This is a genomic window from Streptococcus mitis, from assembly GCF_000960005.1.
GTDB classification, from domain to species: Bacteria; Bacillota; Bacilli; order Lactobacillales; family Streptococcaceae; genus Streptococcus; species Streptococcus mitis_CK.
The window spans coordinates 62,234-84,772 of record NZ_JYGP01000003.1 but is presented as its reverse complement, the minus strand read 5'-3'; the positions used below and the strand labels follow the sequence as shown (position 1 = coordinate 84,772).

Below are 22,539 nucleotides of genomic sequence, written 5' to 3'. Positions count from 1 at the left end.
ATGACAGCCTAATCAATAACTATCTCTCTTAATCATAATCAAATATCAATAGAATGCAAGGAAAAAGTCTCATCCCTAAACCCTTAGCCAACATAGTGAGAAGTCTGGAACTTTCATCCCAGACTTTTCCTTATTTATTTTTTCTTTTTATTGTTAGCAAGGGCTGCCTTTTGTTGGCGGATGATTTGGTGGTAAACTTGTTGTACCTTAGCTTCGCTTGGTTTTTGACCATTTGCACTCAAAAGAGTACGAACTGCTTCAGCATTCAAACGTGGGTTGTCAGCGAATTCTTTTTCAATTTGCTTACGAACCAAGTACATTCCTCCAAGAGCTCCTCCTAGAAAAGCTAGCACAATCAATACAATTGCTAATAGTAAATCCATCATATTTCTCCTGTTTCTTTTTGAGTCTCTTTCATTATACCACAAACTAGCCACCCTGACCAGTTTGTTTTACGCTTTCAGAGATGGAATAGACAGCAAAAAGAAGCCTGCTTTTCTGCAAAAGAGGGCTCCTTACTGAGTTTATACTCAATGAAAATCAAAGAGCAAACTAGGAAGCTAGCCGCAGGTTGCTCAAAGCACTGTTTTAAGGTTGCAGATAGTGCTAACACGGTTTGAAGAGATTTTAGAAGAGTATCAATTTCATATTTCTACCTATCCATTTGTACTAATAAAAGACTGAGACACTAGATCTCAGCCTTTTTCTTTATCCCAAAACTAATTCATCACTAACTAGACTTTGGCCACTATTTTTCTGGAAGAGATGCATGAGATCTTCAACTGTCAGATGCTTTTTCTCCTCTCCCTTAACATCCACCACTATCTTGCCTTGATAGAGCATAATGAGACGATTACCATACTCAATCGCATGGTTCATATCATGGGTAATCATCAAAGTCGTCAACTGATGGTGTTCCACAATCTTTTGCGTCAAATCCATCACCATTTGACTCGTTTTCGGGTCAAGTGCCGCAGTATGTTCATCCAAAAGCAAAAGTTTGGGTTTCACCAAAGCTGCCATGACTAGGGTCAAGGCCTGTCTTTGTCCTCCTGAGAGATATTGAGTATCTACTTTTAAGCGGTTTTCAAGACCAATATTCAACTCCTTCAAGGCCTCTTGGAACTGGATTCTGTCCTTCTCCTTCACACCCCAGCCAAGCCCTCTCTTCTGCCCGCGTCTCAAGGCAATAGCCATATTCTCCTCAATCGTCAAACGAGAAGCTGTTCCCATCTTAGGATCTTGAAAAACACGGGCAATATCCTTGGCTCTCTTTCTTACACTCAGATTTTTAATGGATTTGCCTGCCAATAAAAGGTCCCCTTCATCCACCGATAGATTGCCAGCCAAGATATTCATCAAAGTGGATTTCCCTGCTCCATTTCCACCGATTACAGAGATAAAATCTCCCTCTTCAACCTCTAAATCTAATCCTTTGAGGACATGGTTCTCATTGACCGTCCCAGCTTCAAATGTTTTGTGAATATTTTCAAGTGTTAACAAACTTGCCATAACTTTCTCCTCCTATTCATTTCTCAATTTCAGACCACGAATCTTTAATCTCTTTTGCAATTCTGGTGCAAATAAAACTAAAGCGAGCAAAATTGCATTAAAGAGACGTACCAAGTTTTGATCTAGATTTGGAATTTCATAGATATTTAAAATAATCAAACGGTAAACAATTGCACCAATTCCGATGGATAACAGGCGACCTCCAATGGTCAAGTCATGTATCAATACTTCCGCAATAATGACTGCACTCAAACCAACAACAATGGTTCCTGTTCCAGAAGTCACATCTGAAAATCCATCATTTTGGGCAAACAAGGAACCACATAGGGCAATCAAACCATTTGAAATCATGTAACCAACAATCTTCATGGTGTCTACATTGACCCCATTGGCCTCACTCATAGGAATATTGTCCCCAGTCGAACGCAAGACCAAGCCAATCTCTGTTTTCATCAAAAGATTCAAGACCAAACAAACAAGTAAGAGACAGGCCAAACTGAATGAGAAAACAGCTTCTTCATTTGTCAATCCCAAGCTAGCCAACTGTTTAAAGACAGTCGAAGAATCTCCCAAGGAAAGATTGGGCACACTTCCCATGATTTTAATATTGATTGAATAAAGCCCTGTCAAGGTCACAATCCCTGTCAAGAGGGCTGGAATTTTCATCTTGGTGTGGAGCATTCCTGATACAAGACCTGCTACCATACCTGCCAGCAAAGCAAGTAAAGTCGCAATCCAAGGATTTGTCCCTGCCTGTATCTGAGATACAACGACAGCTGCCCCCAGTGGAAAGGCTCCTTCAGCAGTCATATCCGCAATATCCAAAATACGGAAAGTCAAGTAGACCCCAATCGCCATAATCGACCACAACAAACCTTCTGATAAACTAGATAACACAAAATTCATCTTAAACCTCCTTATTCCTTGCCTTCTAACTTACTAATATCAATTCCTAGTGCATCTGCCATTTCTTGATTGGTATGCAATTCCAGTTTTTCTGGCAACTCAACTGCTATATTTTCTGGATTCTCACCTTTTAAAACACGAACCAGCATTCGTGCTGTCTGACGTCCCAATTCTTCATAATTGGTTCCGTAGTTATACAAGCCACCAACCGCAACCATTTCTGTTGAACCACCGAATACTGGAACCTTGTGTTTAATAGAAACCTGCTTGACTGTTTCCATGGTTGATGAAATGATATTATCCGTTGGTACAAAAACCATATCCACCTCTGCCATCAAACTCTCTGCTGCCGCCTTGACGTTGTTACTGTCCAAGATTGTTTTTTCAACAACGGTAAAGCCTTTTTCTTCCAGAAGGCGCTTAGCTTCATCCTTTTGGACAACTGAGTTTGGCTCGCTCTGAGTATAGAGAATTCCAATCGTTTTAGCTTTTGGCAACACTTTCTTTATCAAATTGATTTGGGTTGAAATGGCATCTGATGACTGGTCACTTGTCCCAGTTACATTGCCCCCAGGATGCTCTCTTGACTCTACCAACTTGGCACTGACAGGGTCTGTTACAGCTGAAAAGATAACCGGTGTCGTTTGTGTTGTATTAGCCAAGCTCTGAGCAGAAGGCGTTGCGATAGCTAGAACGACATCACTAGATTCTGCTAGTTGCTGGGAAATCGTTTTTAGGTTTCGTTGTTCTCCCTGTGCATTTTGCAAATCAATCTCGATATTTTTCCCTTCAGCATAGCCTTGCTTGGCAAGCTCATCCACAAACCCTTCTCTAGTAGCGTCTAAGGACTGGTGGGTAATAAATTGCGAAATACCGATACGAAACACATCTTTTTTCTTATCTGCCTTCAACTGATGCAAACTAATCAGAGAGGTCAAGAGAATCCCCACTATCAAGAGAGGGGCTAGTAATTTTCGAACAACTTTCATAATGAAACTCCTTCTCAGAAAAGATAAAACAAAAAACCGCCTAGATAATATCTAAACGGATGCTTGAAATAAGCTAACAAGTTACAACTTAGCTAGTCCATTTAGATATTCATCTATATGGACCACAATCAAAAATCTTAGCCACATAGATACAAACAAATTGCTTGAACTGTTTGCATCCATGGTGACATGTCTACAAACACTATCTAAAGTAGCTAAAGTAAAAGTTTTGATTCATCGTTACAGCTTGTTTCTTATTCATTTCTTTTTCTGCTTTCTTTTTTGATGTTTCCTATCTTACCACCTTTTTCATTAGCTGTCAAGAATATTTCAGAATTTTTTAAAATTTTTCGAAAATTCTTTCAAATTCTTTCAGGATGCTCCCAATTCTTTTAGGATAATTTCAAAGATTTTCCCATTATACAAAATAGAACGATTTGAAGACTTTTATGGTATTTAGTTGTACTAGAGTCTTTTAAAAGTGTTTTGATGGCTTGTATTTCTTCTTTGGTTGATTTCATATCACTATTATATAATGCGTTTTGATTTTAGTATAGTATTAAACTGACTCTTGGCAGTCGGACAAAAAATCGACAGTTATTTTATACTGTTTAAAACCAATAGTCAATACGACAATCTCTTTACTTTTCGGTTATCAACTCTGTAGATTGCTAACATATCCAAAATAAGCCAAGTATCCCGAGGATAGGCAACATATCTAGGTGTCCAGATAGGATTAAACTTTTGTTTATACTGTCTAAGACCACTAAATGAATAGAATCGATTAGTGAAGGCATAGATGAGATAGGCTACTTTTTCTTGTAGAAAGCTATGTTTCTCAGTTCCTACATTTGACAACGGCGCCATGCCTAATTCAAATAAACTAACTCCTTCTTCTTTAAAATGAAGTAATAATTTCACAAAGAGATAATCCATAATACCATTGGGTGCTGTCCTTAAGTGGTAGCGCATCAAATCGATGCTAGCTTCTTCAGGACCATTACAAGCTAAAAAGGTAACAAAAGCCTGAACCTTATCTTCCTTATCCCTTACAAGAGCTATTGGTGCTAATTGAATGTACTTCTCATCAAAAAATCCAAGTGAAAACCCTTTTTCTTGGCGACCATCTAGCCAATTATCCGATATTTCTTTAAGGGTGTTAAGCAACTTCTTATCAAAAGGTGGTTGTAATACTTGGAATTGATACCCCTTGCTTTCTAACCTATTAACAACTGTTCTAAATTTCTTTCCTTGTTTTCCTTCGGTTGTAAATCTATCGAGTAATACCTGAGCAGTCTCCCCAAATTTCATAAAGTCGTACCCATATTCATGAAGTAATAGGGTGATTTCTTGATTAATTTCGTAGAAAATAACAGAGACATTTGTGTCCTCCGCATCCTCTAAAAACTTCGATAAGCCTTTTTCTAAGTATCCTGACTGTGCTAGTGGATCCGACATAACGACACATTTATTATTATCAATTGCAAATTGGAAAACAACCTTGTCTTGACCATCCTCTTGGTACCAATAAAGGTATTTGTCATCTAAATAAGCCAGGGCAGCATCTAAATTTATATTTGGTATTGTTGCAATAAAGTCTTGATAACGTTGCTTATCGAAAACTTCTCCAAAATTCTCTTTGGTTTGATTACTTTCACGAAGAACTAAAATATACAACATCACCAATATCAGAGACAAGCCGAGAAGATGAATCCAGTGTGTAACCAGATGAGAGAGATGTTTTAACTTAAACACATGATGAGGATTCAAATGTCCCAGCAAAAGAAGTGTCAAAAAGAGCGTTCCACCAATATAAATAATATCTTTACAACAATCTTCCCAAGCATAGATATAATGCCTGCGAACAAATGTATCTTTCTTCCACCAAATGAGAGATAAAAGTTTGATTAAGAAAATACTACTTATTAAAGAAAAAGAACCAATATTTAAATAAATGAGACTAGTAACACTTAGCACGTTAGCTAGCATTAATGTGAATTTTAAGCGTCTTCTAACTAATCTTGCTAGCAGAAAGAATAGAACACCAAAAACAATACTAGGAAGTTGAAAAACAAACTGTCCAGTGCTCGGTGAAAGTTCTTTAAGCAAAGGAAGATGTCCTAATTCTTGAGGAACTATGGCTGAAACGATAAGAAAGAAACCAAAGAGTCGCAACCCCCAAACCAATACTATACTAGATAAGGCCTCAATGACCTTTTGGGGAATTCCTAAATATTTCTCATTTAGTCGTCCACCCATATTTTTTAAGAATAAAACAACTCCTAAACAGAAAGGGAGAATATAATAGAATAATCGAAATACAAGTAACCAACTTAGTGCCTGAGCTTTATCAAGCCCAAGACCAACTAAACCAGATACCATAATTAAATCAAAACTACCTAGACTACCTGGAATCATTGACATAATCCCAATTGTAATAGCAATCATAAAGAGGGGGATTACATCATAAATTGGTAAATTATAGCCCAAAATATACCCAACCAAAAGGAAAAAACTTAGTACGCAAGCCCAATCAAGGGCAGAAGCTAATACTAAAGATAACATCGTCTTTCCACCAAGCTGGCCAAAATAGGCCCAATTTTTCCTATTTGAAACAAATAAAACAATTGGGAGATAGAGACTAGCTCCTAACAGGACTGGCCAATACTGCTTACTCCCAATTGATAAAGGGAATAAACCTGTCAAAACCAAGCTTATCAGGGTAAACAGTGAAAATCCACTCATGAAATAAGGAATAACACGAGAAATTCCCTGCATACTTTTTTCAGGTCGTTCTTTATCTCCATAGAAAGAATATCGTAAACCAATATCTATCAAGCCGGCAAAGCCTATCATATTATTCAAGCTATTAATTGTCCAGCTAGTTTCTAGTAAGTAAGAAAATGTTTGTTTCTGATTTAGCTCTTTATTTAAGATACTATCATAGAAGATCATTGGCGCAACGGCCATAAAACCAAACAGTGCCAAACAGATGACATTTAGTGGAGACAGTTCCCCCAATATTTCTTCAATCTTATCAAACGAAATTGTTTTAAAAAGTCTAGTTATCTCTACAATAGCTAGACTAGTAATAGATATAAATAAGACGAGTTTGATAAGTGTTTGCCATTTTTTAACCCAATTTAAAAACATTTGCAAACTCTACTCCTTTTATCCTAATAATGTCTGTAAAATCGGAATCACAATCACAAATAAAACCGTACTGAGAGTGACCACATTCGTTGAAAACTCAACATTACCTTTTCCTTGATTGGCAAGAATAGGAAGAACCGCTAGAGCAGGTGTTGCTGATTGGATCATAAAGGTCCTAAATTCTGGTGCTACCATATTTGGAGAGAAGAATTTCAAAACTAGGAGCATGATGACCGGTGCAAGGATAAAACGACCAACCAGTGTGATAATGGTATCCTTATCAAAGCGAATCGTCTTAAGTCCTGCCTTCGCTAGAACGATACCAATATAGACAAGTGATAAAGGCGTTGTTAAACTACCAATATAGGTCAAGGTACTTTCCACAAAACTTGGAACAGGAAGACGGAGCACTAAAAAGGCGAGGGCTACGAGAAATCCTAACAAAGGAGCAGGGAAGAGCTTCTTCCAATTAAATTTTTGAGCCTGTTTTGAAGCCCCTTCTTTGCTATCAGACGTCATCAGATAGACACCTAATGTCCAAGTAGATACTGTATTTGTAATATAATACACTAAGAAATATGGAAGGGCTTGATTTCCAAACAGAGCGATATTTAAAGGCAAACCAATAAATATGGTATTGGCATTGACAAAGGTATTAATCATGGTTCCTCGGCGTCCTGGGCGCACTCTAAAAACTTTCACCGCGATAAAGGCCGCTAGGTAACCAAGAATGAAGGCGATAAACGTATAGAGCAAACCGCCAGACAAGCTAATCAGCTTATCTAAAGTTAAATATTTAAGAACAGAGGTGAAAATTGCAACGGGCATGGCCACATTCATAATAAGTTTAGACAAGTCATTTCCGAAACTCTCTTGGAACCAACCGCGGACTTGCAAGAAATAACCAAGAATGATGATGACGATAATGGGTACAATACTCTGAATTGACGTTATAAAGATTTCCATAGTCTCCCTTTCTATATAATAGGACATACAGCAAAAGGCGTACGAGGCATCCAGTCGCACTCGTACACCCCAATTAAATTTACTTATTTATACTCTGGATACCACTTCAAATCACGAACTGCTTTGGCCATATCTGTTTCCTTAGCGCGTGCAAGTCCTTGCTCTTGTGCTTTTTTAGCGACTGCTTCTGCTACTTTAATAGAAACATCTGCTACATACTTGAATGGTGGCAAGACAGGAGCTCCTGGTTGGCCTGGATTGACAATACCACTCAATGAATGAGCCGCTGCCCCAATCATTTCATCTGTTAGAAGGCTAGCTTCAGAAGCCAGCATACCTAATCCAAGACCTGGGTAAATCAAAGCATTATTAGCTTGACCAATGACATAGTCTACACCTTTATAAGACACCGTACCAGCAGGAATTCCTGTTGCGACAAAAGCTTTGCCATCTGACCATTCTATCAAATCTTTGGCACTAGCTTCTGCCAATTTAGTTGGATTTGACAAAGGGAAGATCATTGGACGTTCTGTGTTTTCACACATAGCTTCTACTATTTCTTTAGTGAAGGTATTAGGTTGAGTTGAAGTTCCTACAAGAATGGTTGGCTTCACAGTCTTCACTACTTCAAGCAGATCAGTCAATTTATCTGCGTTACTAAAGTCAGCACGTTTCTTAGCAAATGGTTTTTGCTCTGGTGTCAAGCCATCCATGTCATCAAAGAGAAGACCTTGTTTATCAACCATAAAGAAACGTTTATAGGCTTCTTCTTCAGAAAGACCTTCACTTACCATTTCACGAAGAACACGAGAGGCAATTCCTGCACCCGCAGTACCACCACCATAGCAGAGATAAACTTGATCTGTTAATTTTTCACCACTAATATCCAGCGAACCAAAGATACCACCCAAGGTAACGATTCCTGTACCTTGAATATCATCATTAAAGGTCGGAATTTGTTTCCGGTATTTTTCAAGAATATTGGCAGCATTCAAGCGGCCAAAGTCTTCCCAGTGAAGGTAGAGCTTAGGAAAGAGACGTTCTGCTGTTTGAACAAATTGGTCAATGAAGTCGTAGTAACGTTCTCCGCGGACCCGTTCGTGACGATTTCCTAAGTAATTAGGATTGTTACGAAGTTCTTCACGGTTAGTCCCTGCATCAATGACTAAAGGAAGGACCATCGAAGGATCGATTCCAGCAGCACCCGTATAGACCATCAATTTCCCAACAGAAATATCGACACCATTTGTTCCCCAGTCGCCAATTCCAAGGATTCCTTCTGCATCTGTTACAACAATGAGACGAATCTCGCGACCCCCGGCAGCGTTTTTCAAAGTAGCTTCAATATTTTCAGGATGATTAATATCAAGATATCCCGCATATTGGGGATCTACAAAAAGATCACTATAGCCTTCAATCGTATCTGCAATGGTTGGATCATATACAATTGGATTGAATTCTTCCAAATGTTGAGAAAAGAGGTAATAGAAAAGAGTCCTGTTGGTATTAAAAATTTCCATTAGGAAAAGACGTTTTTCCAAATCATTGGCTTTTGTTTGCATTTGTGCATAAGTTTGCGCCGCTTGTTCTTCAATCGTTTGAACATACGGTGGCAGTAAACCAATAAGGCCTAGTTCCTTTCGCTCCTCTAAGGTAAAGGCAGTACCTTTATTGAGGAAAGGATTGTTTAAAATATCATGTGCAGTCATAGTGCAACCTCCTTTTTACTTATATTATACCACATGAAACGAATTGTTCGTAAAACTTTGTTGTTTAAATGATACAATTGTATACGCATATGTTATAATGAGTCTACGAGAACAATTTCTAATAGGCTATTTTATACTTAAAACACTATTATTGATAATACTTTAAGTTGTTATATTTTATAAATTTCTGAACTCACCAAACTCTCGATGATCACTCTTTACTAAAAGTTTCGAGTAAAAGAAACCAATCATACAAATTGACAATCCTAATTAAAATAAATATCATATAAGTATGTTATGTAGTACTTTGTATTTTTTAAGGTGTTTTTTTGTCATATAAAACTTGTATTCTATTTATATGACAACTAAAAACTATTTACAACAATATATTTCCCAAAAAGTGAAATATTTTCGAACACAGAATAAAATGAGCCAGGAAGAACTTTCGGAACAAGCAGGACTCGGGCTTAAGTATATCAATCAACTTGAAAACCAAAATGTGAATCTGACCATTCACAGTCTTGAAAAAGTGATTGACGCACTAGAAATGACCCCAGAGGAATTTTTCAATTTTGATAGCCTTGAATCAACCTCTGATAAGAGTGACAATCTTTCACTCAAAAGAATCAACATGAAGATTAAACAACTCCCTATTGATAAACGAGAAAAGATGTTGGTCATTTTTGAGAGTATCTTAGATAATCTTTGAGATCCCTGACTCACTTACATTTTAACTGGTGAATACTCGTATAGTCAAATTGTAGGATACGGATAAAAATTATTTATCTGCTGTTTTCCACTTATTTTCCTTCTCCAACTAATGAAAGTGAGCCCATATGAATTTAAAAGATCTACAATATTTTTATGATCTCTGCCAGCTTCAATCCTATACGGAAGTAGCAAAACAACATAAAGTCAGCCAACCATCTATTTCTTATACTATCAAGCGCTTAGAGGAATCCTTTAACTGCAAATTGATTCACCATGACCCCTCGCATCGTTCCTTCAAGCTAACTCCTCAAGGACAAATCCTTCTAAAGCATACAGAACTGATTTTACCTGAGGTCATTTCTACTCGCAAAGAAATTAATCGCTCCTTGGCACAATACTCTACTGTAGGATTCCCTCCTATTATCATTCAGTATCTCTTTGCTGCCTTAAACGAAAAAGATAAATTCAATTTTTTAAAAAAGGTACGCCCTATCCGCGGTGGCTCCGTGGAGTTATTAAACCTTCTCATCCAAGGAGACCTTGATGCAAGCCTACTCGGTTTGATTGAACCTCTCAACTATCCTTCAATAGAGTCACACGAGCTATTTCATAAAGAACTGTATGTCGTTTTATCTAAGAACCATCCTTTTGCCACTGCTCCTTCCCTCGCTTTTGAAGAATTAGCAGATCAATCCTTTATACTCTTAGACGAACACTTTGTTCACCTGAAAGCTTTTGAAACGCTTAATCAAAAGTATCAAAACAAGGCAGAAATATTCTTTAAGACTGATGACATTGTCATTCTTAAAGAACTTTTAAAGAAAGGGATTGGCCTTAGTTTACTGGCTGATATCGCACTTTCTGATGAAGATGATGATTTAATAAAAATTCCTCTTATACCGAAGGACAAGATAACTTTTACAGTTTATTACGCTTACCTTAAATCAGCTACACCGTCATCAGAAATAGAAGCTTTATTTAAACTCCTTAAATCATATGAATAGAAAAACTCTAACTATCAATGAACTGATAGCTAGAGTTTTTTACATTATAGATATTATACTCAATGAAAATCAAAAAGCAAACTAGGAAGCTAGCCGCAGGCTGCTCAAAACACTGTTTTGAGGTTATAGATAAGACTGACGAAGTCAGTCACATATATACGGTAAGGCGACGCTGACGTGGTTTGAAGAGATTTTCGAAGAGTATTAGACTATAGTAGATTGAAGCTAGAATAATACGTCGCGACTTCTAAAACTTTTCTAGAAATTAATTTGACTTTCCTAATCGAGTTGTTCAGATTTTATTTCATCTCACTATAATTCAATGATTTTCTAAGAATTCTATTTCTTTTGAAAATTCTTTCAAAGTTTTTTCAAATCAGTCCAACAAAAAAAGGTTTATAATTTCCACAAAAGTTGATATGGAAATTATAAAACCATTATTAGTTTAATCCTTTTTGGTAACGCGTCAATTCGGCTTGGTTAGCCCAAACATAGTGACCTGGACGGATTTCTACCATAGATGGCTTATCAATCTCATAGTCGTGTTGACTTGGGTCGTAAACCTTCAAGACCTTCTTACGTTCCAAGATTGGATCTGGAATTGGAACCGCTGAAAGCAAGGCCTGAGTATATGGGTGAATTGGATTGTTAAACAATTCTTCTGTTTCAGCAACCTCTACAATAACACCCTTGTAAATAACTGCGATACGATCTGAAATAAAGCGAACAACCGACAAGTCATGGGCGATGAAGAGATAGGTCAAACCAAGTTCTTTTTGGAATTTTTTGAGCAAGTTCAAGACTTGAGCACGCACAGAAACGTCCAAGGCTGAAATGGGCTCATCCGCAATAACAAAGTCTGGTTGCATGACCAAGGCACGGGCAATACCGATACGTTGACGTTGACCACCTGAGAATTCATGAGGGTAACGAGTCAAGTGCTCAGCAAGAAGCCCCACTTCACGGATAATATTTTTAACTTTCTCTTTACGTTCTTCTTCATCCTTAAATAGACGGTGATTGTAAAGACCTTCAGAAATAATATAATCAACAGTCGCACGTTCATTCAAACTTGCTGCAGGGTCTTGGAAAATCATCTGGATACGACGAATCAATTCCGCAGCTTGTTCACGCGATTTCTTACCATTAATCTTTTGACCATCAAAAATGATATCACCATTACTTGTGTCATTTAGACCAATGATGGCACGACCAATAGTTGTTTTCCCACTACCTGACTCACCAACAAGCGAGAAAGTTTCTCCCTTATTGATAAAGAAGTTGGCATTTTTAACCGCGACAAACTTCTTACTTCCTTCACCGAAGGAAATTTCTAAATCTTTGATTTCTACTAATTTTTCAGACATTTCCTTCCTCCTAGTCAGCCAGATGGGCAAATCCCATTTTTTCACGGATCTTATCGTGGAGATTTGCAATCACAGCTGGTTTTTCTACTTTTGGAGCATCCTCATGAAGAAGCCAAGTTTTAGCCCAATGTGTCTCTGATACTGAGAATTGAGGAGCTTTTTGTTCGAAGTCAATTTGCATTGCATAGTCTGAACGCAAGGCAAAGGCATCCCCTTTCAGATCAGTATAAAGTGACGGAGGTGTTCCTGGAATTGAGTAAAGATCCCCTTTATCATCAGCAAGCTGAGGCAAGCTAGACAAGAGACTCCATGTATATGGATGACGAGGGTCATAGAAGACTTCCTCAACAGTTCCATATTCAACGATTTCTCCTGCATACATAACCGCTACCTTATCCGCAATACTTGCTACCACACCAAGGTCATGGGTGATAAAGATTGTTGTGAAATGGTACTCGTTTTGTAATGATTTGAGCAAATCAATAATCTGTGCTTGAATAGTCACATCCAAGGCTGTCGTTGGCTCATCACAGATCAAGACATCAGGTCGGCAGGCAAGGGCAATGGCAATAACGATACGTTGACGCATTCCTCCAGAATATTGGAATGGGTATTCATCAAAACGTCTATCTGCGTCTGGAATCCCAACCTTATTCATGTAGTCAATAGCCAATTCTTTTGCTTCCTTGGCTGTTTTCCCTTGGTGTTTTACAATAACTTCAGTAATCTGACTACCAATTGTTTTAATTGGGTCCAAACTAGTCATTGGATCCTGGAAGATAGTCGCAATCTTAGCACCACGAATTTGTTCCCAATCCTTGTGAGAAGACAAGGCTGTCAAATCCTGACCACGGTAGTCAATGCTACCTTGGGCAATGCGACCATTTTCTTCGAGCATACCTGTGAAGGTCTTTGTCAAAACAGATTTACCTGATCCTGACTCACCTACCAAGGCCAACACTTCTCCTTCAACTAGTTCAAGGGAAACGCCGCGAATAGCTGTCAATACTTTGTCACGAACGTCAAATTCCACGACAATATCGCGAGCAGTCAAAATTACATTTTTTTCTTTTGTCATTTCTACTCCTATCTATGTGTACGTGGATCACTAGCATCCGCTAAGTTTTGACCAACTACGAAAAGGGACAAGGATACCAAGACAAGAGTTGTCAATGGAATCCAGAACAAGTAAGCATTGGTTGTTACGTTTTGTGAATAATCCGAAATCAAACGACCCAAACTTGGTACTGTAATTGGTAATCCAAGACCGAAGAATGACAAGAAGGCTTCGTATGAGATAAAGCTTGGAAGCATCTGAGTCATCGTTGTCACAATAACAGATACCAATTGTGGCATAATGTTTTTGGCAACAATCTTCAAGGTTGGTGTTCCCAAAGTACGTGACGCCAAGTTGTATTCCAAATCACGATAACGCAAGATTTGCACACGGATCATGAAGGCAATTCCGATCCATGTTGTCACACTCATGGCAAAAATCAGATTCCAGAATCCAGCTCCGATTGAGTAAGTCAAGACAATGACAATCAAAAGAGATGGGATGTTTGAGATGACGTTGTAAACTTCCATCATGACACGGTCAACTGATTTTGAAATTCCCCAAATACCGCCGACAAAGACACCGATAACCAAGTTAATCACTGTAGCAATCACAGAAATAAGGATAGAGTTACGAGCTCCGAACCAGACACCGTCAAAGAGAGATTTACCGTTACTATCGGTACCGAACCAATGCTCCGCATTTGGCTTGATATAACGAGCACTAAAGTCGTTTACCTTGCTGACATCATTGAAATCAAACTTAGAAAACATTGGGTAGATGAAACTCATCAAAATGATGGCTACCAAGATTCCCAACATAACCACAGTTGATTTTTTCTTCATAAACTGTCTAAATACTGAACCCCAGTATGAATAAGCTGGCGCATCAATGGCTTCAGAGGCAAAATCGTCACGTTTTACAAACTGAAATTTTTCTTTATCGATTGTAGACATTATTTGCCTCCTTTCTCAGTCAATTTAATACGTGGATCAATAATCGTCATCCAAATATCTCCCAAAAGAAGTGAGAAGATAGAAATACATGTAAAGATGAAGACAAGACCAACGACCATAGAGTTATTAGATGCTTTTACAGAGTCAATCAACATTTTACCCATACCTGGGAAGGCGAAGACTGTTTCAGTAAGAGTTGCACCACCGATAACCCCGATAACGGCACCAGGAATTCCTGAAACAAGTGGAACCATGGCATTTTTAAAGATGTGTTTGTTTGAAATTTCTTTTTCAGACAAACCTTTTGCACGAGCAAAACGTACAAAATCTTGTGATTGCAAGTCAATCATATAACGACGAATCCAAATAGCTGTACCAGGAGCCCCCAATAAACCAAGAATAACTGCTGGTAAAACATATGAACGCCAATCTCCAGCACCCAAGATAGGGAATGAATCTGGCAAGCCGATTGAAGAACCAGCCAAACGAACGATATAAACCAAGGCAATTGTTGGAAGAGCCATCAAGAAGGTCAAAGCCCCTGTTGAAAAACTATCAATCCAAGTGTTCTTGAAACGAGCCATAGCTGAACCAAGCGGCACGGCAATCGCATAAGAAATTACCAAACCGATCAATCCAACGACAGCAGAGCTGGCAATCATAGAAGGATATTGGTAGTTACTTTCAGTAGCTGTATAAGGATCATCTTTTCCGTAGTTGGCTACTTCACGAGAATCAGCCTGACTAGGTGATTTGTAGGTTCTTGAGTAAATATTTACAGAAGAAGTTTTCTTACCTGTTGGGAACTGAACTTGCGAAGTTTTTGTTTGCCCTTGTCCCTGAGTAATAACCTGTAAAACAGGACTATTAGCATAGGTTGGATAAGAGTCACCTAAATTAATGTTCACAAAATTTTGATGCACAAATGGGAACTGACTGTTGAAGTACAAGAGATATTTGTGTTTGGTACCTGAACCAACCAATGACCATCCGATTGCTGGATCGTTTTCGAAACGAAGGTAACGCTTCAAATCTGGATTGTCAGGATCTTGAATTTTATTTGTATGGTCAATATCAATCAAGTTAGCATAGAATTTGAAAACACGTTCAAAAATTGGGATTTCACGAGTAGCGTAGAATTGACCACTTTCAGTAAATTCTCCCAAGGTCCAACCATGACCGATTTGTTTGATGTATTTTTCATAGATAGCCTTGTTGGTGTCATTGGCTTCAACGGTTACAGAGGCATCCATCTGGCTAGCTTTTTCTTGCAACTCTTTGGTATCGTAGTACTCGATATAGCCCATACGCTCATAAACAGTATTTTCATAGTTATCACGTTTATCAGCAGTTGTCGCAATCTTGTTATAGTTGGTATCCTGTTTGAAAATCAATTTTCGAGGAACCATTGTATAGATAATCGTGTAAGTCAAGGTTGTTACTAAGAAGATAGAAACCAATGACCGCAAGACACGCATAAAAATATATTTCTTCATATCGTTTCCTTTTTAAATCCCAAAAGAACCTTCTCCTCATGGAGAGAAAGTTCCCTTGAGAGTTATTTATTTAACGTGTTTAGTCAATTCTTTTTGAACTTTTTCGTTTGATTCTTTTTTCTCTTTGAGCCATTTCTCACGAGCTTGTTCATAATCAGCCTTTGTTACAACTTTGTCTTGTAACTGAATATATTTGAAGTAGAGATTTGAACCTTTGTCTCCAGATTGGCTATAAGAAGCTGAGAATGGTACAACACGAGAAATGAATGGTGCAGCACCACTAGAAGACATAGCTGGTAAGAAGAGTGAACTGTCTGTCAACCAAGCTTGAGCAGAAGCATATTTTTCATAACGTTTGTTAAGATCACTTGTTTCTTTTCCAGCTTCATCAAGCAATTTATCGTAATCTTTCACACCAACTTTAGCTGCAGCTGCATTTGATGGGTCATCATACCCCATATAAGTTTTCGTTTGCTCACTATTAGTTGATTTAAGGATATCAAGGTAAGTTGATGGATCTTCATAGTCAGGATTCCATCCAACCGCACCTGAAAGATCCCAATCCTCAGCTGCCGCATTAGCAGCATAATAAGTCGCATTAAAGAATTCATCTTTAGAAATTTGTTGAATATCGATGACAACATTTTCTTCGCCTAAAACTTTTTCAACTGATTGTTTGAACGACTGAATCCGTGCGACAAAGTTTTTAGAGGTTTGGTCTACTGGAACATCCAAGTGGATAGGGAATTTCACACCTTCTGCTTCCAGAGCAGTTTTAGCTTTAGCAAATTCTGCTTTAGCTTTGTCAGCGTTAAAGAGACCGTCTTGACCATCAGCAAAGTTTACATCTTTCCACTCATCTCCATAAGTCTTAACTTTTTCAGCAACCAAGTCACCGAAAGTTTTTTCGCCTGCAGTCACAAAGTCTGGTTTCACAAATAAATTACGAACTGCGAGAGGAGCACCTTCTTTACCGTTAACTTGAGCAGAATAACCTGTACGGTCAAAGGCAAAGTTCAAGGCTTGGCGGAAGTCTTTGTTAAGAAGAGCTTTCTTAGTGGATGTTTTCTCTTCATCTGTCGTTTTAGATGTATATTTGTAATTTTGACGATCAATATTTACACCTAAACCTCCAATACCAGCTCCTGACGGAGTGTAGAAAATATTATCCTTGTATGACTCCTCTACCTTTGAGAAGTTTGAACTTGTTGGGTAAAGACGAGCAAAACTATAAGCTCCACTTGTAAAGTTACGCTCAAGTGATTCTTGGTCCGAACCATCAAAATATGCAAGTGTTGCTGTATCTAAATGAACATTCTCTTTATCCCAGTACTGCTCGTTCTTAGCAAATTCGATAGAAGATTTAGCAGTCAAACCTTTGAGCAAGAAAGGTCCATTATATAGCAATGATGTAGGATCTGTCGCCTTAGCAAAATCAGAGCCTTTTGATTTTTCAAATTCTTCGTTTAATGGCCAGAAAATTGAATAAACCATCTTAGAGTTCCAGTAAGGTTCTGGTTGGTTCAAAGTATACTCAAGAGTATAGTCATCAACCGCTTTAACACCTACTGTAGAGAAATCTTTTGAATTCCCAGCCAAATAATCAGATAAACCTTTAACAGAAGTTTCAGCTAGATATAGAGCTTCTGATTTCTTATCTGCCGCATGTTTCAATCCATTCACGAAATCTTTAGCAGTCACTTCAGCATATTCTTCACCATCAGATGTCATCCATTTGACACCTTTACGAATTTTGTAGGTATAAGTCAATCCATCTTTTGATACAGACCAATCTTCTGCAACCGCAGGAGTCAAATTCCCGTATTTGTCATTTGTGAAGAGACCATCGATTCCGTTTGAAGTAGCCACTTTCGTACTCTCTTTTCCAGAGATAAGATAATCTAATGTTTCTGGGTCAGCCGAATAGACATAGCCATAGGTTTTTGGAGCTGTCGAATCAGATGATTTTGAATTCCCACAAGCTACTAACACACCTGTTGCCAATAAAGCAACTCCTGCTGCAACAAAGACTCTACTTTTTTTCATTTATTTACTCCTCTGATAAAGTATAGGTTATCATCAATTATACCATAGATTTCAAGAAAAGTAAACGAATTTTCAGAATATTTAGGCTTATTGACACAAAAAATCTGAAAAAGCTATTGACTGAAAATCATTTTCAAGGTATAATAATAAACGTTAAGGCGGTATAGCCAAGTGGTAAGGCACGGCTCTGCAAAAGCTTGATCGTCGGTTCAAATCCGTCTACCGCCTTCTATAACTTGATTTGTCAGGTTTCAAATGAACAGAAAGCCCAGTTTGAAGGGCTTTTTTTATTTTTTCTTCGGATAAATAAGGATAGATTTAGAAAAGTTTTGGGGCGGATTTGGGGACTGAGTTTTTCGAGGATACTATTTCCTTTTAAAATCAACTGAAAAAAGCTTCGCCACGCATGGTGACAAAAGCCTCTAGTTTACTCTGTTTCCTCTTCTATTTCGAGCTCTGTGATTTGGACTTTTACCTTGGTAACACGTCCATTTTTCACTTTATCATTTGTTAAGATAAGCTGTTTATTTTGGCTGACCAATTCATAGCTGAGTTTCTCAGTCGTTGGAATGGTCCCAACTCCTGTCAAATAATAACCAGCGATGGTATCAACATCATCACTTTCCAGTTCAACATCAAAGTAGTCATTAAAATCATTGAGATTCATGGTACCTTGAACGATATAAGTATCTTCTCCAATTTGATGAACTTCGATTTCAGCCTTATCTGTTTCGTCATCGATTTCCCCAACGATTTCCTCTAAGAGGTCTTCCAGGGTCACCAAACCAGCCATCCCACCGTATTCATCCAGCAAGATTGCCATTTGTCTTTGGGTATTGCGCAATTCTTTTAACAAGTCATCCACAAAAATAGTTTCAGGAACAAAAAGTGGATCTTGTAAGATTTTCTTCCAAACAATATTGTCAAAACCGTCCACAAAGCCCGCATTAAGGAGACTCTTGGTGTGAATGATCCCAATCACATTGTCCTTATCCCCATCATAGACAGGGATACGAGAATAATTTTGTTTTAAAATACTTTGGATGATGGTTTGACTATCATCCTGAATATCGACCATGAAAGCATCCGTCCGAGGAACCATGACTTCTCTGGCCATCAATTCGTCCAGTGAAAAAATCCCCTGTAACATCTCAATTTCGTCAGCATCAAGTGTTTCTTCACTATTTGTCAGCATGTACTCAATTTCATCACGGGTCATTTTTTCGTCAGCATCATCAAAGGTCATAGGAGTCAAACGACTCAAAAGATTGGTAGACGCAGACAAGAGCCAGACAAAGGGACTAACTAGTTTCCCCAGGCCAATAATAACCGGCGCTGTACGAATCGCTAAAGCATCCTTTAGATTAAGAGCGATTCTCTTAGGATACAATTCCCCAAAAACGATGGAAATATAAGTCAAAAATGCTAAAGATAGAAAACTTGCAATAGCATAAGCTGTTTCGCCATTTCCAAGCCAAGATGCAATTTCTCGTCCCAGAGTTTCTGCCAAACTCGCCCCTGACAAAATCGTAATCAGGGTAATCCCTACTTGAATAGTTGATAAAAAGTGGTTAGGATTTTCTAGTACCTTCAGCAGACGGATATAGCGTCTATCTCCTTCTTCTGCCTTTTGTTCAACACGCGCACGGTTTAGTGACACCATGGCCATTTCTGTAGCTGAGAAAAAGGCATTTAATACCGTCAAGATAAACAATAAAACAAATTGTAGCAACAAATTCTGACTACTTGGGTCTTCCATAGTTCTTCTCCTAAAATAGTAACTTATCCTTTATTATATCACAAAATTTAGTCCAGTACATATTATTTTTTCTCATACTCTTCGAAGATTTCTTCAAACCACATCAGCTTCATCTGCAACCTCAAAGCTGTGCTTTAAGCAACCTACGGCTAGCTTCCTAGTTTGCACTTTGATTTTCATTGAGTATCAGTGTCTATTCTAGTCCTACTTAAATTGTCCAAAAAAGAACCCCTACATCCACAAGTGACATAGGAGTTTATCTTATCTTTTACTGAGTGACCGTTACTTCTCCAGTTCGGTAATCCAGTTGAAGCCCCTTTTGAACATTGGGAACTAGAACATTGAATTCCAATTCTCCGTCTGAAGACTTGGCTTCAATCTGTGAAGCTGAAGGAACTAAATCCTCATTTGTAGCGTAATAAAGGGTTACACGGTAACGGACACGCTTGTTTTTATCCAAGGCCTTGCGTACCATGCTTTCATAGTAGTTTTGCCCTGTCGAATCCTCGGCTTGCGCCTGATTTGCCCAGGCTGTTTGAACAGCAATATTTTTAGGATTGCTTGTCGAGGCATCAAAACCATCCAAGCCACCTATCAAGGCATAGCCTAATAAATGACCTCTATCGACCGCATGAGTATAAGTCCCCTTTAGATTCTTAACCTGATGCCATCCCGGAGGAGTCCATGAATTCGAACCATTCCCCGTTTCTTCACGATTTTTATACTGGCGAGTAGCCTTAGACAAGAGGGCATTTGCTACAGTTGGCACGGTTTCCTTGCCCACTGTCTTTGTTTTATTATCAGCGTAGGGTTTACTTGAAACCTTGGCATCTAGATTTGTTTTATTACCATTGACGATAAAAGCACCCGAGCCATTCCACTCCAGACTCCCTTTTACTTGACTTTTGACTGCATCTGTTAAGACACTTTCTGCCAATTCTTGACTAGGAGCTTCCGAAGCTTGGTTTTTCTGACTAAGCTTGGTTTTGGGACTATTAGCTGTCGACTGCATCTGCTTGATCTTGATATAGTAGCTTCCCGCAGATAAAAGTAACAATACCAGCAGTCCGATTAGTGTCTGTCTTGTTTTTTTGTTCATATTTCTCCTTATCTCTAGAAAAAGGCTGGTTTTCCAGCCTAATTTCCTGTAAATTTATGAATCAATTCCTGCCATTTTGCTGGAGACAGGATAGCCCATGGATCTTGACCCTTGCCCAAGATTCCATAACCTACCATTAAGCCGATACCTAGGGCTAGAGAACCTAAAAACAGTACCAAAATGACCAGAAGTAAACGCTTGATTACATATCTTGATTTCTTATTCATCTTCATCACTTGCCTCAATCCGCTGAATCTTAGCACCTAGCTGTGCCAACTTCTCATGAAAACGGTAGTAACCTCTATCCAAGTGAACCAATTTACCAACTACAGTTTCTCCTTGTGCTACCAAACCTGTCAAAATCAAGGCTGCGCTGGCACGAAGGTCAGTCGAAAGAACTTCTGCCCCCTGCAAAGCTTGTCCACCAACAATACGAGCTGTATCACGGATAATCTCAGAATGCAAGCCCATGCGACGCATTTCTTCTAAGTGCTGGAAACGATTTTCAAAAACTGTCTCCACCATAGTTGATTCGCCTTTTGCGACGGTCATCAAGGCTGTAAATTGGGCCTGCATATCTGTTGGAAATCCTGGGTGGGGCAAGGTTTTTACATGAACAGCTTTTAGATTTTCTAGTTGAGAGCGAACTCGAATTCCTTCAGTCTCCTCTGTCACTTCCACTCCCATTTCAAGCAATTTGGCAATCAAGGGACGGTTGTGCTCCCAGACAGCGTCTTTAATCAAGATATCACCACCAGTCATGGCAGCAGCTACCATAAAGGTTCCTGCTTCGATACGGTCTTGGACTACATTGTGAGTCGTACCATGAAGTTTCTCAACACCGGTAATGGTAATGGTCTCTGTACCAGCACCCTTAACCTTGGCTCCCATTTCATTGAGGAGAATGGCTAGGTCAACAATCTCAGGCTCACGCGCAGCATTTTCAATCACTGTCACCCCATCAGCCAGGGTAGCCGCCATCATCAAGTTCTGCGTTGCACCAACACTTGGAAAGTCCATATATATATGAGCGCCATGCAAGCGTTCTGCCTTGGCTTCGATGTAACCAGCTGTCTGACTAATCTTAGCCCCCATAGCTTCCAGACCTTTCAAATGAAGATCAATAGGACGGCTACCAATCGTACAACCACCTGGCATGGATACCTTAGCATGACCTACACGAGCAAGAATTGGTCCCAAGACAACGATAGATGCACGCATCTTGCTGACATACTTGTAAGGAGCTTCCTCAGTGATATCGCCAGTCGCATCCACCTCGACAAGATGAGCTTCCTCATCAAAATCCACCTTGGCATTCAAACCACGAACCACCTGATTCATCGTGAAAACATCTGACAAGATAGGAACGTTCTGCAAAACAGTCTTTCCTTCACTGGCTAGAATAGTCGCTGCCAACAAGGGCAAGACTGCATTCTTTGCTCCTTCGATCGTAACACTTCCTACCAGACGATTATCGCCACCTTGAACCACAATTTTTTCCATACTTATTTCCTTTACATTTGATTTTATAATAATCCTCTAAGCGCTTCTTGCCACAACTGATACAGGCTGATAAAGAAAGAACTCATGATATATCCCATTACAAGGCTGAAAAAAGCTACCAATAAACGAACTTTCCCTGTGTTCTCAGTTGTCACTTTTAAGACTTTTTCCCATCTAACAAGATCCTTTAAAAGGTAAAAACTCACATAAATAAAGAGCATGTGACTGCTTAGAGTGAATAATAATTGAACCATTTGACTATTATACCATCTTCTCTGTTTGTGCGCTAGTTTGGAAACTTCACTT

General features: G+C 38.8%; 19 protein-coding genes, 1 tRNA gene and 1 pseudogene. 3 read left to right on the top strand and 18 right to left on the bottom strand.

What is annotated here, in order from left to right; genetic code table 11:
• Positions 1 to 134 precede the first annotated feature (134 nt).
• The 8 genes and pseudogenes from TZ90_RS09115 to TZ90_RS09080 all read right to left on the bottom strand — a co-directional run bounded on the left by TZ90_RS09115 (position 135) and on the right by TZ90_RS09080 (position 9,235).
• Positions 135 to 383: a YneF family protein gene (locus TZ90_RS09115; protein WP_000364990.1), complete on the bottom strand. Its 249-nt coding sequence runs from the start codon at positions 381 to 383 to the stop codon at positions 135 to 137.
• A 325-nt stretch (positions 384 to 708) separates the two neighbouring features.
• A complete protein-coding gene (locus TZ90_RS09105) occupies positions 709 to 1,512 on the bottom strand; it encodes an ABC transporter ATP-binding protein (protein ID WP_000157661.1) in 804 nt (267 codons plus the stop codon).
• A gap of 12 nt (positions 1,513 to 1,524) precedes the next feature.
• Positions 1,525 to 2,418 carry an ABC transporter permease gene (locus TZ90_RS09100; RefSeq protein WP_045612777.1) on the bottom strand — a complete coding sequence of 298 codons (894 nt, stop codon included), beginning with the start codon at positions 2,416 to 2,418 and terminating at the stop codon, positions 1,525 to 1,527.
• 11 nt (positions 2,419 to 2,429) lie between these two features.
• Complete coding sequence (locus TZ90_RS09095) at positions 2,430 to 3,407, bottom strand: ABC transporter substrate-binding protein (RefSeq protein WP_045612776.1); 978 nt, start codon at positions 3,405 to 3,407, stop codon at positions 2,430 to 2,432.
• Positions 3,408 to 3,808: 401 nt separating this feature from the next.
• A pseudogene (locus TZ90_RS10300) lies at positions 3,809 to 3,928 on the bottom strand (IS630 family transposase); the annotation flags it as partial.
• Positions 3,929 to 4,031: 103 nt separating this feature from the next.
• Complete coding sequence (gene mprF / locus TZ90_RS09090) at positions 4,032 to 6,560, bottom strand: bifunctional lysylphosphatidylglycerol flippase/synthetase MprF (protein ID WP_052691059.1); 2,529 nt, start codon at positions 6,558 to 6,560, stop codon at positions 4,032 to 4,034.
• An 18-nt stretch (positions 6,561 to 6,578) separates the two neighbouring features.
• Positions 6,579 to 7,526, bottom strand: a complete 948-nt coding sequence (locus tag TZ90_RS09085) for an AEC family transporter (RefSeq protein WP_045612774.1) — start codon at positions 7,524 to 7,526, stop codon at positions 6,579 to 6,581.
• A gap of 83 nt (positions 7,527 to 7,609) precedes the next feature.
• A complete protein-coding gene (locus TZ90_RS09080; RefSeq protein WP_000123927.1) occupies positions 7,610 to 9,235 on the bottom strand; it encodes a malolactic enzyme in 1,626 nt (541 codons plus the stop codon).
• A 358-nt stretch (positions 9,236 to 9,593) separates the two neighbouring features.
• On the opposite strand from TZ90_RS09080, the gene TZ90_RS09075 reads away from it, so the two are divergent.
• Both TZ90_RS09075 and TZ90_RS09070 read left to right on the top strand, forming a co-directional pair.
• Positions 9,594 to 9,944 (top strand): helix-turn-helix domain-containing protein, encoded by a 351-nt coding sequence (locus TZ90_RS09075; protein WP_000208712.1) that lies wholly within the window; start codon positions 9,594 to 9,596, stop codon positions 9,942 to 9,944.
• A gap of 127 nt (positions 9,945 to 10,071) precedes the next feature.
• Positions 10,072 to 10,950: a LysR family transcriptional regulator gene (locus TZ90_RS09070; RefSeq protein ID WP_045612773.1), complete on the top strand. Its 879-nt coding sequence runs from the start codon at positions 10,072 to 10,074 to the stop codon at positions 10,948 to 10,950.
• Positions 10,951 to 11,390: 440 nt separating this feature from the next.
• Here the strand turns inward: TZ90_RS09070 and TZ90_RS09060 are convergent, their stop codons facing one another.
• From TZ90_RS09060 to TZ90_RS09040, 5 genes are all read right to left on the bottom strand, one after another.
• On the bottom strand, positions 11,391 to 12,317 hold the full coding sequence (locus TZ90_RS09060) for an ATP-binding cassette domain-containing protein (protein ID WP_045612772.1): 927 nt from the start codon (positions 12,315 to 12,317) through the stop codon (positions 11,391 to 11,393).
• 10 nt (positions 12,318 to 12,327) lie between these two features.
• Positions 12,328 to 13,395 carry an ABC transporter ATP-binding protein gene (locus tag TZ90_RS09055; protein WP_000159550.1) on the bottom strand — a complete coding sequence of 356 codons (1,068 nt, stop codon included), beginning with the start codon at positions 13,393 to 13,395 and terminating at the stop codon, positions 12,328 to 12,330.
• Between the two features lie 8 nt (positions 13,396 to 13,403).
• Positions 13,404 to 14,330: an oligopeptide ABC transporter permease OppC gene (gene oppC, locus TZ90_RS09050; RefSeq protein WP_000103691.1), complete on the bottom strand. Its 927-nt coding sequence runs from the start codon at positions 14,328 to 14,330 to the stop codon at positions 13,404 to 13,406.
• Positions 14,330 to 15,826 carry an ABC transporter permease gene (locus tag TZ90_RS09045; protein WP_045612771.1) on the bottom strand — a complete coding sequence of 499 codons (1,497 nt, stop codon included), beginning with the start codon at positions 15,824 to 15,826 and terminating at the stop codon, positions 14,330 to 14,332. The genes oppC and TZ90_RS09045 overlap by 1 nt, the downstream gene beginning before the upstream one ends.
• Positions 15,827 to 15,892: 66 nt before the next feature.
• Positions 15,893 to 17,872, bottom strand: coding sequence for a peptide ABC transporter substrate-binding protein (locus TZ90_RS09040; RefSeq protein WP_045612770.1), 1,980 nt, complete (start codon positions 17,870 to 17,872; stop codon positions 15,893 to 15,895).
• A 157-nt stretch (positions 17,873 to 18,029) separates the two neighbouring features.
• Here TZ90_RS09040 and TZ90_RS09035 point away from each other — a divergent pair.
• A tRNA-Cys gene (locus TZ90_RS09035) sits at positions 18,030 to 18,100 on the top strand.
• Between the two features lie 199 nt (positions 18,101 to 18,299).
• Here the strand turns inward: TZ90_RS09035 and TZ90_RS09030 are convergent.
• The 5 genes from TZ90_RS09030 to TZ90_RS09010 form a co-directional block, all read right to left on the bottom strand.
• A complete protein-coding gene (locus TZ90_RS09030; protein ID WP_045612769.1) occupies positions 18,300 to 19,631 on the bottom strand; it encodes a hemolysin family protein in 1,332 nt (443 codons plus the stop codon).
• 268 nt (positions 19,632 to 19,899) lie between these two features.
• Positions 19,900 to 20,730: a DNA/RNA non-specific endonuclease gene (locus TZ90_RS09025; RefSeq protein WP_045612768.1), complete on the bottom strand. Its 831-nt coding sequence runs from the start codon at positions 20,728 to 20,730 to the stop codon at positions 19,900 to 19,902.
• Positions 20,731 to 20,768: 38 nt separating this feature from the next.
• Positions 20,769 to 20,957, bottom strand: coding sequence for a DNA-directed RNA polymerase subunit beta (locus tag TZ90_RS09020; protein ID WP_045612846.1), 189 nt, complete (start codon positions 20,955 to 20,957; stop codon positions 20,769 to 20,771).
• Positions 20,950 to 22,233: a UDP-N-acetylglucosamine 1-carboxyvinyltransferase gene (murA, locus tag TZ90_RS09015; protein WP_045612767.1), complete on the bottom strand. Its 1,284-nt coding sequence runs from the start codon at positions 22,231 to 22,233 to the stop codon at positions 20,950 to 20,952. Before murA ends, TZ90_RS09020 begins: the two co-directional genes overlap by 8 nt.
• Positions 22,234 to 22,256: 23 nt before the next feature.
• Positions 22,257 to 22,487 carry a DUF1146 family protein gene (locus TZ90_RS09010; protein WP_080890781.1) on the bottom strand — a complete coding sequence of 77 codons (231 nt, stop codon included), beginning with the start codon at positions 22,485 to 22,487 and terminating at the stop codon, positions 22,257 to 22,259.
• Positions 22,488 to 22,539: the final 52 nt, after the last annotated feature.

Coding starts and splice junctions, on each gene's coding strand:
- TZ90_RS09115 (WP_000364990.1), bottom strand. CDS start 383: ATGGATTTACTATTAGCAATTGTATTGATTGTGCTAGCTTTTCTAGGA.
- TZ90_RS09105 (WP_000157661.1), bottom strand. CDS start 1,512: ATGGCAAGTTTGTTAACACTTGAAAATATTCACAAAACATTTGAAGCT.
- TZ90_RS09100 (WP_045612777.1), bottom strand. CDS start 2,418: ATGAATTTTGTGTTATCTAGTTTATCAGAAGGTTTGTTGTGGTCGATT.
- TZ90_RS09095 (WP_045612776.1), bottom strand. CDS start 3,407: ATGAAAGTTGTTCGAAAATTACTAGCCCCTCTCTTGATAGTGGGGATT.
- mprF (WP_052691059.1), bottom strand. CDS start 6,560: ATGTTTTTAAATTGGGTTAAAAAATGGCAAACACTTATCAAACTCGTC.
- TZ90_RS09085 (WP_045612774.1), bottom strand. CDS start 7,526: ATGGAAATCTTTATAACGTCAATTCAGAGTATTGTACCCATTATCGTC.
- TZ90_RS09080 (WP_000123927.1), bottom strand. CDS start 9,235: ATGACTGCACATGATATTTTAAACAATCCTTTCCTCAATAAAGGTACT.
- TZ90_RS09075 (WP_000208712.1), top strand. CDS start 9,594: ATGACAACTAAAAACTATTTACAACAATATATTTCCCAAAAAGTGAAA.
- TZ90_RS09070 (WP_045612773.1), top strand. CDS start 10,072: ATGAATTTAAAAGATCTACAATATTTTTATGATCTCTGCCAGCTTCAA.
- TZ90_RS09060 (WP_045612772.1), bottom strand. CDS start 12,317: ATGTCTGAAAAATTAGTAGAAATCAAAGATTTAGAAATTTCCTTCGGT.
- TZ90_RS09055 (WP_000159550.1), bottom strand. CDS start 13,395: ATGACAAAAGAAAAAAATGTAATTTTGACTGCTCGCGATATTGTCGTG.
- oppC (WP_000103691.1), bottom strand. CDS start 14,330: ATGTCTACAATCGATAAAGAAAAATTTCAGTTTGTAAAACGTGACGAT.
- TZ90_RS09045 (WP_045612771.1), bottom strand. CDS start 15,826: ATGAAGAAATATATTTTTATGCGTGTCTTGCGGTCATTGGTTTCTATC.
- TZ90_RS09040 (WP_045612770.1), bottom strand. CDS start 17,872: ATGAAAAAAAGTAGAGTCTTTGTTGCAGCAGGAGTTGCTTTATTGGCA.
- TZ90_RS09030 (WP_045612769.1), bottom strand. CDS start 19,631: ATGGAAGACCCAAGTAGTCAGAATTTGTTGCTACAATTTGTTTTATTG.
- TZ90_RS09025 (WP_045612768.1), bottom strand. CDS start 20,730: ATGAACAAAAAAACAAGACAGACACTAATCGGACTGCTGGTATTGTTA.
- TZ90_RS09020 (WP_045612846.1), bottom strand. CDS start 20,957: ATGAATAAGAAATCAAGATATGTAATCAAGCGTTTACTTCTGGTCATT.
- murA (WP_045612767.1), bottom strand. CDS start 22,233: ATGGAAAAAATTGTGGTTCAAGGTGGCGATAATCGTCTGGTAGGAAGT.
- TZ90_RS09010 (WP_080890781.1), bottom strand. CDS start 22,487: ATGGTTCAATTATTATTCACTCTAAGCAGTCACATGCTCTTTATTTAT.